The organism is Aeromonas sobria, assembly GCF_050266975.1.
GTDB classification, from domain to species: Bacteria; Pseudomonadota; Gammaproteobacteria; order Enterobacterales; family Aeromonadaceae; genus Aeromonas; species Aeromonas sobria_B.
This window is the reverse complement of record NZ_JBKISU010000024.1, coordinates 20,373-36,800: the sequence shown is the minus strand read 5'-3', so window position 1 is coordinate 36,800 and position 16,428 is coordinate 20,373. Positions and strand designations below refer to the sequence as shown.

The 16,428-nt window shown below is 61.5% G+C and carries 16 protein-coding genes; 10 read left to right on the top strand and 6 right to left on the bottom strand.

Going from position 1 to position 16,428, the window contains the following annotated elements; translation table 11 throughout:
• Positions 1-56: 56 nt before the first annotated feature.
• Together ACLHZ1_RS14250 and ACLHZ1_RS14245 are read left to right on the top strand one after the other, a co-directional pair.
• On the top strand, positions 57-1,358 hold the full coding sequence (locus ACLHZ1_RS14250; protein WP_427262619.1) for a peptidoglycan DD-metalloendopeptidase family protein: 1,302 nt from the start codon (positions 57-59) through the stop codon (positions 1,356-1,358).
• A 65-nt stretch (positions 1,359-1,423) separates the two neighbouring features.
• The gene (locus tag ACLHZ1_RS14245; protein WP_427262618.1) at positions 1,424-2,548 is read left to right on the top strand and encodes an anhydro-N-acetylmuramic acid kinase; all 1,125 of its coding nucleotides are present in this window, start codon (positions 1,424-1,426) and stop codon (positions 2,546-2,548) included.
• A 171-nt stretch (positions 2,549-2,719) separates the two neighbouring features.
• On the opposite strand, the gene hchA is transcribed toward ACLHZ1_RS14245, so the two are convergent.
• A complete protein-coding gene (gene hchA, locus ACLHZ1_RS14240) occupies positions 2,720-3,583 on the bottom strand; it encodes a glyoxalase III HchA (RefSeq protein ID WP_427262617.1) in 864 nt (287 codons plus the stop codon).
• A gap of 244 nt (positions 3,584-3,827) precedes the next feature.
• The gene (locus ACLHZ1_RS14235) at positions 3,828-4,091 is read right to left on the bottom strand and encodes a hypothetical protein (protein ID WP_427262616.1); all 264 of its coding nucleotides are present in this window, start codon (positions 4,089-4,091) and stop codon (positions 3,828-3,830) included.
• Between the two features lie 301 nt (positions 4,092-4,392).
• Between ACLHZ1_RS14235 and ACLHZ1_RS14230 the strand changes: the two genes are divergently transcribed.
• Positions 4,393-5,658, top strand: a complete 1,266-nt coding sequence (locus ACLHZ1_RS14230; RefSeq protein ID WP_427262615.1) for a Rid family detoxifying hydrolase — start codon at positions 4,393-4,395, stop codon at positions 5,656-5,658.
• A 135-nt stretch (positions 5,659-5,793) separates the two neighbouring features.
• On the opposite strand, the gene ACLHZ1_RS14225 is transcribed toward ACLHZ1_RS14230, so the two are convergent.
• From ACLHZ1_RS14225 to tkt, 3 genes are all read right to left on the bottom strand, one after another.
• Positions 5,794-6,282: a DUF2971 domain-containing protein gene (locus tag ACLHZ1_RS14225; RefSeq protein WP_427262614.1), complete on the bottom strand. Its 489-nt coding sequence runs from the start codon at positions 6,280-6,282 to the stop codon at positions 5,794-5,796.
• 33 nt (positions 6,283-6,315) lie between these two features.
• Positions 6,316-6,606, bottom strand: a complete 291-nt coding sequence (locus ACLHZ1_RS14220; RefSeq protein WP_427262613.1) for a hypothetical protein — start codon at positions 6,604-6,606, stop codon at positions 6,316-6,318.
• A gap of 275 nt (positions 6,607-6,881) precedes the next feature.
• Positions 6,882-8,873, bottom strand: a complete 1,992-nt coding sequence (gene tkt / locus ACLHZ1_RS14215; RefSeq protein ID WP_427262612.1) for a transketolase — start codon at positions 8,871-8,873, stop codon at positions 6,882-6,884.
• A gap of 331 nt (positions 8,874-9,204) precedes the next feature.
• On the opposite strand from tkt, the gene metK reads away from it, so the two are divergent.
• The 7 genes from metK to ruvX all read left to right on the top strand — a co-directional run bounded on the left by metK (position 9,205) and on the right by ruvX (position 14,858).
• Positions 9,205-10,356: a methionine adenosyltransferase gene (gene metK, locus ACLHZ1_RS14210; RefSeq protein ID WP_041993205.1), complete on the top strand. Its 1,152-nt coding sequence runs from the start codon at positions 9,205-9,207 to the stop codon at positions 10,354-10,356.
• A 148-nt stretch (positions 10,357-10,504) separates the two neighbouring features.
• Complete coding sequence (locus ACLHZ1_RS14205; RefSeq protein ID WP_427262611.1) at positions 10,505-11,035, top strand: SprT family zinc-dependent metalloprotease; 531 nt, start codon at positions 10,505-10,507, stop codon at positions 11,033-11,035.
• 65 nt (positions 11,036-11,100) lie between these two features.
• Complete coding sequence (locus ACLHZ1_RS14200; RefSeq protein WP_427262610.1) at positions 11,101-11,790, top strand: endonuclease; 690 nt, start codon at positions 11,101-11,103, stop codon at positions 11,788-11,790.
• A gap of 128 nt (positions 11,791-11,918) precedes the next feature.
• Positions 11,919-12,650, top strand: coding sequence for a 16S rRNA (uracil(1498)-N(3))-methyltransferase (gene rsmE / locus ACLHZ1_RS14195; RefSeq protein ID WP_427262609.1), 732 nt, complete (start codon positions 11,919-11,921; stop codon positions 12,648-12,650).
• 51 nt (positions 12,651-12,701) lie between these two features.
• On the top strand, positions 12,702-13,652 hold the full coding sequence (gene gshB, locus ACLHZ1_RS14190; protein WP_427262608.1) for a glutathione synthase: 951 nt from the start codon (positions 12,702-12,704) through the stop codon (positions 13,650-13,652).
• A gap of 201 nt (positions 13,653-13,853) precedes the next feature.
• A complete protein-coding gene (locus tag ACLHZ1_RS14185; RefSeq protein WP_427262607.1) occupies positions 13,854-14,408 on the top strand; it encodes a YqgE/AlgH family protein in 555 nt (184 codons plus the stop codon).
• 27 nt (positions 14,409-14,435) lie between these two features.
• Positions 14,436-14,858, top strand: coding sequence for a Holliday junction resolvase RuvX (gene ruvX / locus ACLHZ1_RS14180; protein WP_025326196.1), 423 nt, complete (start codon positions 14,436-14,438; stop codon positions 14,856-14,858).
• A 245-nt stretch (positions 14,859-15,103) separates the two neighbouring features.
• On the opposite strand, the gene ampC is transcribed toward ruvX, so the two are convergent.
• Entirely contained in the window at positions 15,104-16,270 is a 1,167-nt protein-coding gene (gene ampC, locus ACLHZ1_RS14175) for an FOX/MOX family class C beta-lactamase (protein WP_427262606.1), read from the bottom strand.
• Between the last annotated feature and the right edge of the window lie 158 nt (positions 16,271-16,428).

Sequence of the window (16,428 nt, the reverse complement as noted above, 5' to 3'; positions counted from 1 at the left end):
AATTGGAAAGGCGGTAAACTCCGACCTTCTTCTCGGCTCAACTTCGTCAGCTTCCCATGGTCATTTGGCACGCCTTCAACTCTCTCCCCACCTGGCACCGCAAGATGGTGCTTATTCTGAGCATACTGGTGATGATGCTGGCAGCCTGGCCAAGCGAGCGCGCCGTGGCCACCCGGGTCGATGAGCGCACCGCCGACATCGCCGAGGATGGGCTGGCGGACGAACAGGCTCGCCTCGCCCTTGACCAAACCGTCACCCCGCCCAAGCCGAGCTATGTCACCAGACAGGTGAAGGTGCGCAGCGGCGACAACATGGGGGTCATCTTCCAGCGCCTGGGCCTGAGTACCACGGACCTGCACCTCATCGATCAGCTTGAGGGCACGGATACCCTGCGCCTGCTCAGGCCCGGCCAGGAGATCACCTTCAAGCTCACCCGGGGCGGCGAGCTGCACAGCCTCTATTACCCCCACAGCCTGGAGCAGGCACTCAAGGTGAGCCGCAAGGACGACAGCTTCGTGGCCAAAGCCGTGCGCCTGGAGCTCGACACCCGGGAGGCGAGCGCCCAGGGCAGCATCCGCTCCAGCTTCTGGGGCGCCGCCGTGGAGGCGGGCATGACGGAGGATCAGATCATGGATCTCGCCGCCATCTTCGGCTGGGACATCGACTTTGCCCAGGATCTGCAACCGGGAGACAGCTTCCGGGTGCTGTTCGAGGAGAAGTATCAGGATGAGGAGCGGGTCGCCTCCGGCGACATCCTGGCCGCCGAGTTCATCAACCAGGGCGAGATCTACCGCGCCGTGCTGAGCGAGGATGGCAACTACTACACCCCGGCGGGCAAGGCGATGCGCAAGAGCTTCCTGCGCGCCCCGGTCAACTTCAAGTACATCAGCTCCAACTTCAACCCGCGCCGCCTGCACCCGGTCACCGGCAAGATCCGCCCCCACAACGGCATCGACTACGTGGCCCCCGTGGGCACCCCCATCATGGCGTCGGGGTCGGGGAGCGTGGTGGCCGCCGGTTACAACCAGTTCAACGGCAACTATGTCTTCATCAAGCACGCCGGCAACTATGTGACCAAGTACCTGCACCTCTCCAAGCGCACCGTCAACAAGGGTCAGCGGGTCAAGCAGGGGCAGACCATTGGCCTCCTGGGCAGCACGGGCCGGGTCACGGGGGCGCATCTGCACTACGAGTTTCTGGTTGCCGGCGTACACAAGAACCCGCGCACCCTGACCCTGCCCCAGGCCGAGACCCTGAGCGGCAACGCCCTGAGCCGATTCCAGGCTCAGGCCCGCCAGCAGCTCGCCAAGCTGGAGCAGCCGCAGTTGCAGCTCGCCCAGCGCCGGGACGCCTCTTGACGGCCACCTCGGCGACCGGCGACACGGGCGACTCGCTCGCCCCCTCAACCACAAGGAGCCTTGTCATGGCAGAGCGTTATCTGGGACTCATGTCCGGTACCAGCCTGGACGGCATAGACGCCGTGCTCATCGAGATCGACGGCGAGGAGCTGAGGGTCGAGGCTGCCCTCTGCCACCCCTGGCCGGAGGCAACGGCGCGCGAGCTGCACGCCCTCTGCACCCCGGGGGAGAACGAGATAGACCGCCTGGGGGTGGCCGACAACCGGGTGGCGCAGGAATTTGCCGCCGCCGCCCTGGCCCTGCTCGCCAAGGCGGGACTGACTCCCAAGGATATTCGCGCCATCGGCTCTCACGGCCAGACAGTGCGCCACCGCCCCCAGCTCGGCTTCACCCTGCAGATTGGCAATAGCGCCCTGCTGGCGGCCCTGACCGGCATCGACGTGGTGGCCGATTTTCGCACCCTGGACATGGCCCTCGGCGGTCAGGGGGCGCCCCTGGTGCCCGCCTTCCATCAGGGGATTTTTGCCAAACCCGGCGCCCTGCGGGTGGTGCTGAATCTGGGCGGCATCGCCAATATCTCTGTGCTGCCCGGCCAGGCCGACGGGGGCTCTGGTTCAGGGGTATATGGCTTCGATACCGGCCCGGCCAACACCCTGCTCGACGGCTGGTATCGCCGCCATCACCCCCACTGCGCCAGCTACGACGTCGGTGGCCAGTGGGCCGCCAGCGGTCGGCTTGTGCCCGCGCTGCTCGACAAACTGCTGGCTCACCCCTACTTCGCCGCCCCCTATCCCAAGAGCACGGGGCGGGAGATGTTCACCCTCGACTGGCTCGATGGCGAGCTGACCGGCAGCGCATACGCCCCCGCAGATGTGCAACGCACCCTGCAGGCGCTGACCTGCCACAGCATCGCCCGCCAGCTGCCCGCGGTGGATGAGGCGAAGGAGCCTGCCGAGCTGTTTGTCTGCGGCGGCGGCGCCCACAACGCCCCGCTGCTAGGGGAGCTCGCCGCCCTGCTGCCCCGCTGGCGTATCGCCAGCACGGCCCTGCTGGGGCTCGCCCCCGACTGGGTGGAAGGGGCGGCCTTCGCCTGGCTGGCGCAGCGCTTTATGACGCGCCAGCCCGGCAACCTGCCTGCGGTGACCGGCGCCAGCCGACCGGCCGTACTCGGCGCCCTCTATCCCGCCTGAAGGGCCGGGCTCCTGCCCCCCCATTCTGACACCGGCGCCAGCCGACCGGCCGTACTCGGTGCCCTCGACCCCGCCTGCCTCCAATAAAACAGGGCCGTTATGCGACGGCCCTGTGGCTTTACTTCCTGCCTGTTCTGCTCAGCCAACCGCCCCCTTGCGAGGGGCGCGACCTTATCGACGGCCCACCGCCTCCAGCAGGGTGGTCGCGGCCAGCTTGCCGAGGTTATTGCCAGCCAACGGGCTGTCACCGGTCAGCAGATTGCGATCCCGGCACACCTCCCCCGAGATGCCGCTGTTGACGATCTCAAAACCGATCTCTTTGAGCTTCTCGCCAAACTGCCAGGTGAGGTGGCCAGGCATATAGCCGATTGCCGGAGTCTGGGCATCCAGCGCATCGGGGAAGACGCAGATCTTGTAGCCGGCAAACGTGTGCGGATTGGCCACCGCCAGAAAGGCCGCCGGCCCGTGACAGAGGGAGATGATGAAACGATCGTGGGCCATCGCCCACTCCAGCAGCGCCTTGACCTCGGCGCTCTCGGGCAGCCCCATCAGGGCGCCGTGCCCGCCGGGAATGAACACGCCGAGGTAATCCGAATCAGGGGCCAGCGCCCGCGCCAGCAGATCGGCCAGTTTGGCAGGCTGGCGGAACTGGCCCTGGTATTTGCCATAGAAGCCCACCAGCGCCTCATCCTCCGTCGGCATGGCCCACCACTCGAACTTGACCGGGCTGCCCGACAGGGTCGCCACCTCAAAGGCAAAGCCCGCCTGGTCGAGGTGATACATAGGCAGCAGGGTCTCGACCGGATGATTGCCAGTGGAAAACAGGGTGCCATTGTCGGTGGGCAGATAGCGCTCATCGGCCCCGATCAGCAGGATCTTCCAGCGGCCACCCCGATAGGGGGCGGGATAATCAGCCCCCGCCAGATCCGACTTGCGCGAAGTGAACTGGCTCAATGAGTAGGGGGAAGGGAAAAAGGCATTCTGCTCTGCCGGATCCGGGGTCGGTTGCTTGTCGTCAATCAGCTTCTCGGTCATGGGACTCTCTCCATCATGGGTTGACTCGCTCTCATCGTCTTGGCTGCCAGGGGCCAGGCAACCGGGAAGCGTCCCTCACGCTTGCCCTCTGCTGTTGCCTCCTGCCAGCCCGCATTCGCACCGCTGAAAATATATGGCATAACCGGCGTGGCGGCTCGTCCATTTTTCCGCAGTATCAGGGGCTAAAGGTTGCCCTCGCCTCTCTATCATTACTTATTGCCATGCAGAGGGGCTGAATGTTATTTCAATGGCTGTTTTTCGGCTCACCGCAGGCATATTTTGGTCGCACTGAACAGCCCTGCGGGATCACGATAAATAGATAGCTATGCAAAACCGGGGGAATAACCTGCAATCCTGTCAAAGTCATTAACGGATGATTCACACCCAGTAACCCTGATGGATGACAATAAGGGGCTATCTGGTTATGCCCTGACATGAAAGCGGGATCGCCATCACCTTTATTTGGTATTTTCGTCATGAATTGAATCGCAAAGTGAATATATTTCACTCTGTTGAGCTACCTCATAGAAACCGGATCCCGGTTTGCATCCCCGGATAGCCGCCCCCTAGAATCCCCCTGTCTGACATCATCAAGCCAATCTTGCTCCATCGTCCGTTCGACCGCGCTGGCGACACCGAATTCAGGCTCGACACAGTGATGGCAATGTTTCCTTTTCCCCGTCGTGCTACGCCGGGTACGGGCAACTGTTGCCTCAATAAAACGAGCCGGATCCGCCGCCGATCAGATACCCGGCAATGCACAGAAGAGTGGCGTGACCCTACATCCAAAACGAAAAAGGAGTATCGCCATGAGTGGTACCATCATCAAATCCGCCAGAAATACCCCCAATGCCCCCCGGGATCTGGGCCCCTGTACCCAGAGCGTGGCCTTCTCCCACTACAACAATATTGCCGCCCAGCTACCGGTCGATCCCAAGACGGGCAAGCTGGTGAGTGGCGATATAAAGGCGCAGGCCAGACAGTGCCTCACCAATATCCAGGCCATCGTCCAGAGCATCGGCCACGGCATGGAGGACATGGTGAAGGTGGCCCTGTTCCTGACTGACATCGCCGACCTCGATGCCGTCAATGCCGTCTATGGCGAGTTCTTCACCCACAATCTGCCGACCCGCACCGTGCTCGCCGTGACGGCCCTGCCGCTCGGCGCCGCCATTCAGATGGACGCCCTGCTCTCCAACGGGGAAGGCACCTTCCCGCAAGCCCCCTGCCCGCTGCTGAAGCTCGCCCGAAGCAGCGATCTCGCCCCGCAAGACCCGCTCTCCAGCCAGAGCGTCGCGTTTTCCCACTACAACAATATCGGTGCCCAGCTGCCCCTCGATCCCGCCACCGGCGCCCTGGTTGACGGCGGCATCCACGAGCAGGCAGCCCAGTGCTTGCGCAATATCAAGGCTGTGCTGGAGGGGATCGACGTGCCGTTTGACGATATCGTCAAGGTGACCCTCTATCTGACCAATCTGGCCGATCTGGAGGCCGTCAACGAGGTCTACCGCACCTTCTTCCCGGATTCGGCCATCGCCCGCGCCGTCGCCTACCTGCCGGCCCGCAGCGTGATTGCGGCCTCCGCCCTGCAGCTGGGTGCCCGGGTGCAGATGGATGCCGTCATCTCCCACGGGGATGGCACCCCGCCGCAGCTGGTGGAAGACAGACACAAGCTGGTGATCCGCGCCCGCAATACCGACAAGGCGCCGAGAAGCCCGCTCCATAGCCAGAGCGTCGCCTTCTCTCACTACAACCACATCGCCGGCCAACTGCCGGTTGATCTGGCCACCGGCAAGATCCTGACCGGTTGTGTCCGTGAGCAGACCGCCCAGTGCCTCGGCCATATCAAGACCATCGTCGAGAGCATCGGCCACGGGATGGACGATATCGTCAAGGTCAATATCCAGCTGAAGAACATCGCGGATCTGGATGCGGTCAACGCCATCTACACCCAATACTTCCCGGACTATCTGCCGGCCCGCACCGTGATTGGCGTGAGCGAGCTGCCCGCCGGCGCCCTGGTGCAGATGGATGCGGTGATGTCCAATGCGGAAAGCACCCCGCCGCAGGCGTAAAGGTTTGCGTTAAATAATAAAAGGACACCGGCTTAAGCCGGTGTCTAGTGATAAATAGAACTGTACATATGGTATCAACTTAATGAACGCGAACATCCGATTACACTTCTACAAGTTCATCAAAATAATATCTTTTTAAAATCGGAAGTCACGTGCAAAATCTAGCCAAGGAGCACAATTACGCCAAGATAGCTTTTGATATTGTAAACCGAGCATCTTTGTAGACTGAACTATTTCTCGAATCATATCATTAGAGCAACTTTCACCGAAGACTATCCCTTTAAGAGATGTTTTATAATTAAAATAAAGTTGTTCAAAGCAATCAAAAATAACAAACCGGTATTCATCTTCACTGGACCAGTCACTTGCTTTTTCAAAAAACAACCTGTTTTGAAATTTCATTAAATGGTCAAAAACATAATCATCGCCTCTACGCTCTAAATGATCGACATTCACAATGAACGCTTGCTCCATTGCGACATCAGAGATTTTTCTATCACAATATATGACATCACGGCATGAATAGGTTTTATCATTAAATTTCTCATGGAAAAACTTTGAAAAAAGAGACTTGTCAAATATAAGACAAACACCGCTATGATTGCCAGCATACTGAGCCCACATTCGAGGTTTACAAAATCCACGTAACGGCATATCTTATAAATGATTACCTGACAATAGTTTATCTTTAGTAAAACATATCAAGCTTGTCTTTTCTTTCAAATCTGGATTCATCTTTTTAGATAAATATTCTGGAGTATATTTATCTAAACATCTACCTTCATTTGTCCCAGGAATGAAAAACCAATCCTTACTTTCCTTTGGATCATTTGTTGCATTGAATTTAGATAATCTAAGGTTACTATTTTTTAAAATAAAGTCTAATGCAACATCCGCTTTAGTATAGTGATAGATATACTTTGTAGATTCCTTTTGAAAGGTAAACAAGCCTCACTCCTTACTTTTAATAAAGCTAATGAGAAACAATAATTAAAAATACGTAAAGACTATATTATTCATCAGTTTACATACACCTAACCTGTCAAAATATACATATAATACAGCATCGAGTTTATATTTAAACTTCCAAAATATCATAAATGTGATTTTTTCAAATTTTACTTTGCAAAGCACCATTAACTAAATAAAAAACGCCCCCCATCTTGCGATGGGGGGCGTTTTATTTTCCGGCTATTGAGCCAAAGAGGCCCAATGGTCAGCTATTACAGGGATTCAGCGGTCGCAACCACGTTTTCCACGGTAAAGCCAAATTCCTTGAACAGCAGCTCGGCCGGAGCGGACTCACCGAAGGTGCGCATGCCGATGATCTTGCCGCCAAAGCCCACGTACTTGTACCAGTAGTCGGCGATACCGGCTTCGATGGCCACACGCTTGGTGACGGAGGACGGCAGGACGGACTCCTTGTACTCGGCGGACTGGGCGTCGAACACGTCGGTAGACGGGATGGAGACCACGCGCACGGCGCGGCCCTTGGCGGTCAGCTGCTCATAGGCGGCCACGGCCAGCTCCACTTCGGAACCGGTGGCGATCAGGATCAGTTCCGGGGTACCGGCGCAATCCTTCAGCACGTAACCACCCTTGGCGGTGTCGGCCAGCTGCTGGGCGGTGCGGTCCATCTGGGCCAGGTTCTGACGGGAGAAGATCAGGGAGGTCGGACCGTCGGTACGCTCGATGGCGTGTTTCCAGGCGATGGCGGACTCTACCTGGTCACAGGGACGCCAGGTGCTCATGTTCGGGGTCAGACGCAGGGAGGCGATCTGCTCGACCGGCTGGTGAGTCGGGCCATCTTCACCCAGACCGATAGAGTCGTGGGTGTAGACGAAGATGGCGCGCTGCTTCATCAGGGCGGCCATGCGCAGGGCGTTGCGGGCGTACTCCATGAACATCAGGAAGGTGGCGCCGTAGGGGATGAAACCCCCGTGCAGGGCGATGCCGTTCATGATGGCGGACATGCCGAACTCGCGCACGCCGTAGTGGATGTAGTTGCCGGAGGCATCGTCGTTGGTCAGGGACTTGGAGCCGGACCACATGGTCAGGTTGGACGGAGCGAGATCCGCGGAGCCGCCCATGAACTCCGGCAGCAGCTTGCCGAAGGCTTCCAGGGAGTTCTGGGACGCCTTGCGGGTCGCGATCTTGGCCGGGTTGGCCTGCAGGGTTTCGATGATCTTGGCGGATTCTGCGGCCCAGTTGGCCGGCAGCTCGCCAGTGGTGCGGCGCTTGAATTCGGCAGCCAGGGCCGGGTGAGCGGCTTCATAGGCGGCGAACTTGGCAGCCCAGTCGGATTCGAGCTTGGCGCCCTTCTCCTGACCGTTCCACTCGGCGGCGATGTCGGACGGGATGACGAAGGGCGCGTGGTCCCACTTCAGGAAGGCACGGGCGGCGGCAATCTCGTCGTTGCCCAGCGGTGCGCCGTGGCAGTCGTGAGAGCCGGACTTGTTCGGGGAGCCGTAACCGATGATGGTGCGGCAGCAAATCAGGGTCGGCTTGCCGGTCTCGGCCTTGGCGGCTTCGATGGCGGCGTTGATAGCTTCCGGGCTGTGGCCGTCGACGGCGGCGATGACGTGCCAGCCGTAAGCTTCGAAGCGCTTGACGGTGTCGTCGGTGAACCAGCCTTCCACGTGACCGTCGATGGAGATGCCGTTGTCATCCCAGAACGCGATCAGCTTGCCCAGCTGCAGGGTACCGGCCAGGGAGCAGGCTTCGTGGGAGATGCCTTCCATCAGGCAGCCGTCGCCCATAAAGGCGTAGGTGTAGTGGTCGACGACATCAAAGCCCGGCTGGTTGAACTGCTCGGCCATGGCCTTCTCGGCGATCGCCATGCCCACGGCGTTGGTGATGCCCTGACCCAGGGGACCCGTGGTGGTTTCGACGCCCGGGGCGTAACCGTACTCCGGGTGACCCGGGGTGCGAGAGTGCAGTTGGCGGAAGTTTTTCAGATCCTCGATGGAGAGGTCATAACCGGAGAGATGCAGCAGGGAGTACAGCAGCATGGAGCCGTGGCCGTTGGAGAGGATGAAACGGTCGCGGTCGGCCCATTTGGGGTTGTTCGGGTTGTGCTTGAGGTGGCTGCGCCACAGCACTTCAGCGATATCCGCCATTCCCATGGGGGCGCCCGGGTGACCGGAGTTGGCTTTTTGCACGGCATCCATACTCAATGCACGGATAGCATTGGCAAGCTCTTTACGAGAAGGCATCTGTATCTCCTGATATTGCTTCATTTGATGGCCAAGTTTTTAGGCGCGTTATTGTCCCAGCAGGGGGCGCGGCGTGCAAATATTATCTGGGCGAATAAAGTGGCTTTGGGAGCGCAGTCGCTTTTCTCGGGCCGGCAAACGATTCGGTCCGCGCCGCGTTCCAGCCCTTTGGGGGTAGGGTCGGCCGCGGTCGGCACCAAACCAAAATAGTGCTGGCAATCCCACAGCCCCCTCTCTAAAATAGACGTCCAGATGTAGATACCTCTACAAATCCTGTCCTTTTATCCGGTTATGGCCGAGGCGATAACCCCCAAGCGTTGAGAATTCATCCATGGCAAAGCTGTTTACTTCCGAGTCGGTCTCCGAAGGCCATCCCGATAAAATCGCCGACCAGATCTCCGATGCGGTGCTGGACGCCATCCTGGAACAGGATCCCATGGCCCGCGTGGCCTGCGAAACCCTGGTCAAGACTGGCATGGTGCTGGTCGGCGGCGAAGTAACCACTTCCGCCTGGGTCGACATTGAGCAGATAGTACGCGACACCGTGCGCGAGATTGGCTACACCCACTCCGACATGGGCTTCGATGCCGACTCCTGCGCCGTGCTCAATGCCATCGGCAAGCAGTCCCCGGACATCAACCAGGGCGTCGATCGCGCCGATCCGTACGAGCAGGGCGCCGGTGACCAGGGCCTGATGTTCGGCTACGCCACCAACGAAACCGACGTGCTGATGCCCGCCCCCATCACCTACTCCCACCTGCTGGTGAAGCGTCAGGCACAAGTGCGTAAAGACGGCACCCTGCCGTGGCTGCGCCCGGATGCCAAGAGCCAGCTCACCTTCGCCTATGACAGCGAAGGCAAGATCCTCGGCGTGGATGCCGTGGTGCTCTCCACCCAGCACTGCGACTCCATCAGCCACAGCGATCTGGTCGAGGCGGTGCGCGAGGAGATCATCAAGCCGGTGCTGCCCGCCGAGTGGATCAGCAAGGAGACCAAGTTCTTCATCAACCCGACCGGCCGTTTCGTCATCGGCGGCCCCATGGGTGACTGCGGTCTGACCGGTCGCAAGATCATCGTCGACACCTACGGCGGCATGGCCCGTCACGGTGGTGGTGCCTTCTCCGGCAAGGATCCCTCCAAGGTGGACCGCTCCGCCGCCTACGCCGCCCGCTACGTGGCCAAGAACATCGTCGCCGCGGGTCTGGCGGATCGCTGCGAGCTGCAGGTCTCCTACGCCATCGGTGTGGCCGAGCCCACCTCCATCAGCGTCGAGACCTTCGGCACCGCCAAGGTGGCCGAGGAGCTGCTGGTCGCCCTGGTGCGCGAACACTTCGAACTGCGCCCCTACGGCCTCATCGAGATGCTGGACCTGAAACGCCCCATCTACCAGGCCACCGCCGCCTACGGCCACTTCGGTCGCGACGAGTTCCCCTGGGAGCGTACCGACAAGGCCGAGCTGCTGCGCGCCGCCGCCGGTCTGTAAGCCGCCATGTAACAAGAGATGTGGCAAGAAGGGGAGCCTGGGCTCCCCTTTTTCATGGTCGCCCCTCCTGATGGGAGCGGCCCCCTCCCCTTGCACCGACGCCAGCAGCGGGTAGACTGCCCCCTCTCGTTCACGCCCTGACATCGCCATGACCCTATCAGCCCCCACACTCCCCCAGATGCAGCAGACCCTGACCGAGCGGGTGGATGCCTGCTTCCACCAGGCCGAGCAGCGGCTCGGGCGCACTTTTGCGCGCCCGCAGATCCACTGCAACATGCGGGGCCGGGCGGCGGGGTCGGCGCGGCTGCAGACCTGGGAGCTGCGCTTCAACCCTGTGCTGTTTGCCGCCAATTATCAGGCCTTCCTGGACGAGGTGGTGCCCCACGAGGTGGCCCATCTGCTGGTCCATGCCCTGTGGGGCGAGGGGCGCGGCAGATCCCGCGTGCTGCCCCACGGCCGCCAGTGGCAGTCGGTGATGCGGGAGCTGTTCGGCCTCGAGCCCAGCACCACCCACAGCTTCGATCTCGCCGTGCTGGCCCAGCCGACCGTGCCCTACGCCTGCGGCTGCCAGCAGCACGGGCTCTCCATCCGCCGCCACAACAAGGTGGTACGCGGCGAGGCTCGCTACCATTGCCGCCGCTGCAAGCAGCCACTGGTGCCGGTGGCGCAGCCGGGCTAGGCCCTCGCCCCCTGGGCAACAGGCTCTCTCTTCTTCGTTCAACCCGTTCATTTCCAAGGATATTCATGTTTCGTCCCTTGTTCTCCCTCGCTCTCGCCCTGCTCATCATTGCCCCGGCCCATGCCCAGACCTTTCGCGAAGCCAAGCGGGATCTGGTCAAGCTCTATCGCACCCAGCCCGTCGTCACCAGCTTCTACTGCGGCTGTGACATCGACTATCGGGGCAAGCAGATGAGCCCGGATCTCGCCAGCTGCGGTTATGAACCGCGCAAGCAGGCCAAGCGCGCCGCCCGCATCGAGTGGGAGCACGTGGTGCCCGCCTGGGAGTTCGGCCACCAGCTCCAGTGCTGGCAGGAGGGAGGTCGCAAGAACTGCGGCAAGAGCGACGAGTTCAACAAGATGGAGGGGGACATGCACAACCTCTTCCCCGCCATCGGCGAGGTGAACGGCGACCGGGCCAACTACCGCTTCAGCGACTGGAACGGCAAGCCGAACCAGTATGGCCAGTGTCAGATGCTGGTGGATTTCAAGGCGCGTCAGGTGCAACCACCCAAGGGGCCGGTGCGGGGCCAGATCGCCCGTGCCTACCTCTACATGAGCCAGCAGCATGGGCTGCGTCTGGCGGCGCAACAGCGTAGACTGTTCGAGGCCTGGGACAGGCAGTACCCGGCACAGGGCTGGGAGTGCGAGCGCAACCGCCGCATCGGCAAGTTGCAGGGCAATACCAACCCCTTCATTGAAAAGCAGTGCCAATAACCCCATTTGACCGAGAGGGGAATCACCCCCTCTCATCATGAAGCCCTTCTCCTGCGTCGCGCGAGCCTTGCTCACCGCCTCGCAGTAGGATATTGAAGGGGTTCCAAGCAAGAGACTGACAAGCCGCCATGCGCATTCCACGAATTTATGAACCGGCCCCTCTGCGGGTGGGCCAGACCCTCGCCCTGTCGGAAGACGGCGCCAACCATATCGGCCGGGTGCTGCGCATGCAGCCGGGCCAGCAGCTCGAGCTGTTCAATGGCGACGGCCACCAGTATCCCGCCACCATCGCCAGCGTGGGCAAGAAATCGGTGGAGGTAACCATAGAGCGCTGCGACGCCCAGTCGGTGGAGTCACCGCTGGCCATTCACCTGGGTCAGGTCATCAGCCGCGGCGACAAGATGGACTTCACCATCCAGAAATCCGTGGAGCTGGGCGTCACCTGCATCACACCGCTCTTCTCCGAACGCTGCGGCGTCAAGCTGCCGGCCGATCGGCTGGAGAAGAAACGGGAACAGTGGCAGAAGGTGGTGATCAGTGCCTGCGAGCAGTGTGGCCGCAATACCGTGCCACAAGTGCGCATGCCCATGGAGCTGGATGCCTGGCTAGGGGAAGAGACCCAGGAGCTCAAGCTCAACCTGCATCCGCGCGCCCCTTACAGCATCAACACCCTGCCAGTGCCAGAACACGGCGTGCGCCTGCTGATCGGCCCGGAAGGGGGCTTGTCCGGCGACGAGATCGCCCGTACCGTGCAGGAAGATTTCAAGGAGATGCTGCTGGGGCCGCGGGTACTGCGCACCGAGACCGCCGCCCTGACCGCCATTACCGCGCTGCAGTGCCGCTTCGGCGATCTGGCCTGAAACAGGTTTTAAGAATCTCACTCGCAATCGAGCCACCAGAAGGAATCTCGGATGACCATCAAACTCGGCATAGTGATGGACCCCATCTCGGCCATCAACATCAAGAAGGACTCCAGCTTCGCCATGCTCGAAGAGGCGCAAAAGCGCGGCTACGAGCTGTTCTATCTGGAGATGAAGGATCTCTACATGGAGGGCGGACGGGCGTTTGGCACCATGCGCCCGCTCACCGTCAAGCATGACTACGCCCACTGGTTCAGCCTCGGCGAGGTGGTGGATCAGCCGCTGTCGACCCTGGACGCGATCCTGATGCGCAAGGATCCCCCCTTCGACACCGAGTTCATCTACGCCACCTACATGCTGGAGCGGGCCGAGGACGAGGGCTGCCTCATCGTCAACAAGCCCCAGAGCCTGCGCGACGCCAACGAGAAGCTCTACACCGCCTGGTTTGCCGAGCACACCCCGACCACGCTGGTGACTCGCAGAGCCGACAAGCTGCGCGCCTTCCACGCCAAGCACAAGGACGTCATCTTGAAGCCCCTGGACGGCATGGGCGGCGCCTCCATCTTTCGCATGAAGGAAGATGACGCCAACGTCGGCGTCATCATCGAGACCCTCACCGAACACGGCAGCCAGTACTGCATGGCCCAGACCTTCCTGCCCGCCATCAAGGAGGGCGACAAGCGGGTGCTGGTGGTGGACGGCGAGCCGGTGCCCTACTGCCTGGCCCGCATCCCGGCCCAGGGCGAGACCCGCGGTAACCTGGCCGCCGGTGGCCGTGGCGAGGCGCGCCCCCTGAGCGAATCCGACTGGGCCATCGCCCGCGCGGTCGGCCCCACCCTCAAGGAGAAGGGACTGATCTTCGTCGGCCTCGACATCATCGGCGATCGGCTGACCGAGATTAACGTCACCAGTCCCACCTGCATCCGCGAGATCGAGGCCGCCTTCCCGGTCCATATCACCGGCATGCTGATGGACGCCATCGAGCGCCGCCTCGGCCGCTAAGCCCGAGGTCCGGACGAGAAAGGGAGTGGCCAGGCCACTCCCTCTTTTTTATCTGCCTGCCGCCATCTGGCCTTGTCCGTATCCCCATCGGCCCGCACGGGGAGCCCTCCCCAGGGCGGCGCCGGGAGAAAAAGCGGTTTTGCCCGCCCGCCCTAGCTGCCATAATTGGCCCAAATCCTCGGCCCATGCACTCTTTGACCCATGCACACACTGCAAAATCATTTTCTGCTCGCCATGCCGAGCCTCAAGGATCCCTATTTCGAGCGCGCCCTCGTCTATCTGTGTGAACACAATGCCGAGGGAGCCATGGGGCTGGTGGTCAACATCCCGGTGGACATGTCCCTGGACGCCATGCTGACCCAGCTCAAGCTGACGCCGCCCCCCAGCCCCGAGCTCAAGCAGCCGGTGCTGCAAGGGGGACCGGTCGCCGCCGAGCGCGGATTCGTGCTCCACAGCTTTCGCCCCGGCTTCAACTCCACCCTGCAGGTCAGTGACGAGCTCATGGTCACCACCTCCAAGGACATCCTGGAGACTCTGGGCACGGAGCAGGCGCCGGATCACTACCTGGTGGCCCTGGGCTATGCCGGCTGGAGCCCGGGCCAGCTCGAGCAGGAGCTGGTGGACAGCGCCTGGCTGGTGATCCCCCCGGATCCCGCCCTGCTGTTCGAGACCCCCCCCCATCTGCGCTGGCAGCAAGCCGCCGCCAGCATAGGGGTCAATCCCCTGCACCTCTCCAGCGACATAGGCCACGGCTGAGCCGGGCCGCCACTTTAGGAACAGACGATGTCATCACGCAGCATCATGGGCTTTGACTACGGCACCAAGAGCATAGGGGTCGCCATCGGCCAGGAGCTCACGGGCACGGCCCAACCCCTTCGTTCCCTCAAGGCCAACGACGGCATTCCCAACTGGGACGAGATTGAAAAGTTGCTCAAGGAGTGGCAGCCGGATCTGCTCATTGTCGGCCTGCCGCTGAACATGGATGGCACGGATCAGGAGATCACGGTGCGGGCCCGCAAGTTCGGCAACCGCCTCCATGGTCGCTTCGGCAAGCCGGTGGAATTCAAAGACGAGCGGCTCACCACCACGGATGCCCGCGCCCGCCTGTTCGAGCGCGGCGGCTACAAGGCGCTCGACAAGGGCAGCGTGGACGGGGTCTCCGCCCAGCTTATCGTCGAAGCCTGGATGGAAGAGCAGTACGGTTGAGCCCGGGGGCCGACCATGGGCCCCCTGCATCGGCCATTTTCCGGCGCCAGCGCCCCTCCCCCAGCGCCCCCATTGCGATCCGCAATCATGTTCCCCGCAGCAGCGTGGCCGTCATGGCGAACGGCTAGATGGCAAAGGCGATCAAACCATGCCGGCCATCAGGTATGGCATGACAGTGCCGGACAGCGCCAAAAAGTACGCCGGGCTATCCCGGCGTACTCATCTAAATCAACGGGGCCGAACTGTCACTTCGCCAACTGGCTCAGGATGGCATGGGCCGCCTCGATGCGGGCCTCGTTCGGATAGTTGCGATTGGCCAGCATGACGATGCCCATCCTCTTGGCCGGCACGAAGGCCACATAGGCGCCAAAGCCGCCGGTCGAGCCGGTCTTGTTGAAGAGCACAGGGTGCCCTGCCGCCGCGGGCGCAGGTGCCGTCGGATTGGCCTCGAGGATCATCCTGGTCGAATTGCCCCCGAGCAGAGCCGCTTCGCTGATGGGGTAGGCGTAGCGCTCCCAGCCGAGACCCTGGGTCATATCCCCCACCGCGAACTGGCCCTGGTGGGTCAGGTCGATAGCCTGTTGCATGGCCCCGTCCTCCACCCCGCCGATGTTGGCTTTCACAAAGCGCAGCAGATCCGCCGAGCTGGTCTTGATGCCATAGGCCTCGTCCGCCAATACGCCCGGAGTAACCCGGATGGGCTTGTCCTCTTTCGAGTAGCCGTAGGCATAGTGCCCCATGGCCTGCTCGGGCACATTGAGATAGGTGTGATGCAGGCCGAGCCCGGGCAGGATCGTCTGCTCCATCAAGCGGGCGAACGGCTGCTGCATGCTGCTCGCCGCCAGATGGCCAAACAGGCCGATACTGGGATTGGAGTACTGGCGATGGCTGCCCGCCGAATAGGCAGGGGTCCACTGGCGATAGTAGGCCTGCATCTTCTCAGGCGAATCCACCTCCTCGGGGAACTGCAGCGGCAGGCCCCCGGCGCTGTAGGTGGCCAGCTCCCCCATGGTGATGCCGTCGAAGGCCGAGCCCTTGAGCCAGGAAGCGTGCTGGCTCGCCTTGTCATCGAGCTGGAAGCCCCCCTTGACCAGGGCGTAGGCCCCAAGCGTTGCCGTAAGAGTCTTGCTGACCGAGCCTATCTCGAACAGGGTCTGCTCGCTGACCCGCTGGCCGCTCTCCCGATTGGCCAGCCCGTAATTGAAGTAGTGGGCCTTGCCATCTTTCAGCACCGCCACCGCCATGCCCGGAATGTGATGCTCCTTAAGCAGGGGCTTGATGGTGGCGTCGACGGTCTGGCGCAGGGCATCGGGCCCTGTGCCGGCCGTGCTCCTTGCCGTGTCGGCCAGCGTCTGGCCGGCCCACAGCAGCGCACTTGCCGCCACCAATGTCATCCGCAGGTGTTGTTTCATCACTCTCTTGTCCTCTCATTTATCGGGATCGCCGCCCGTACGGCGAACAGTGAGACCAGCATAGGGCGCCAGCATGTGCTGGGTATGAGCTTGTGTGAAGTCTGGGTGAAGTGACGCGGGCCCGGCCATGAAAAAGGGGAGCCAGTGGCTCCCCTCGT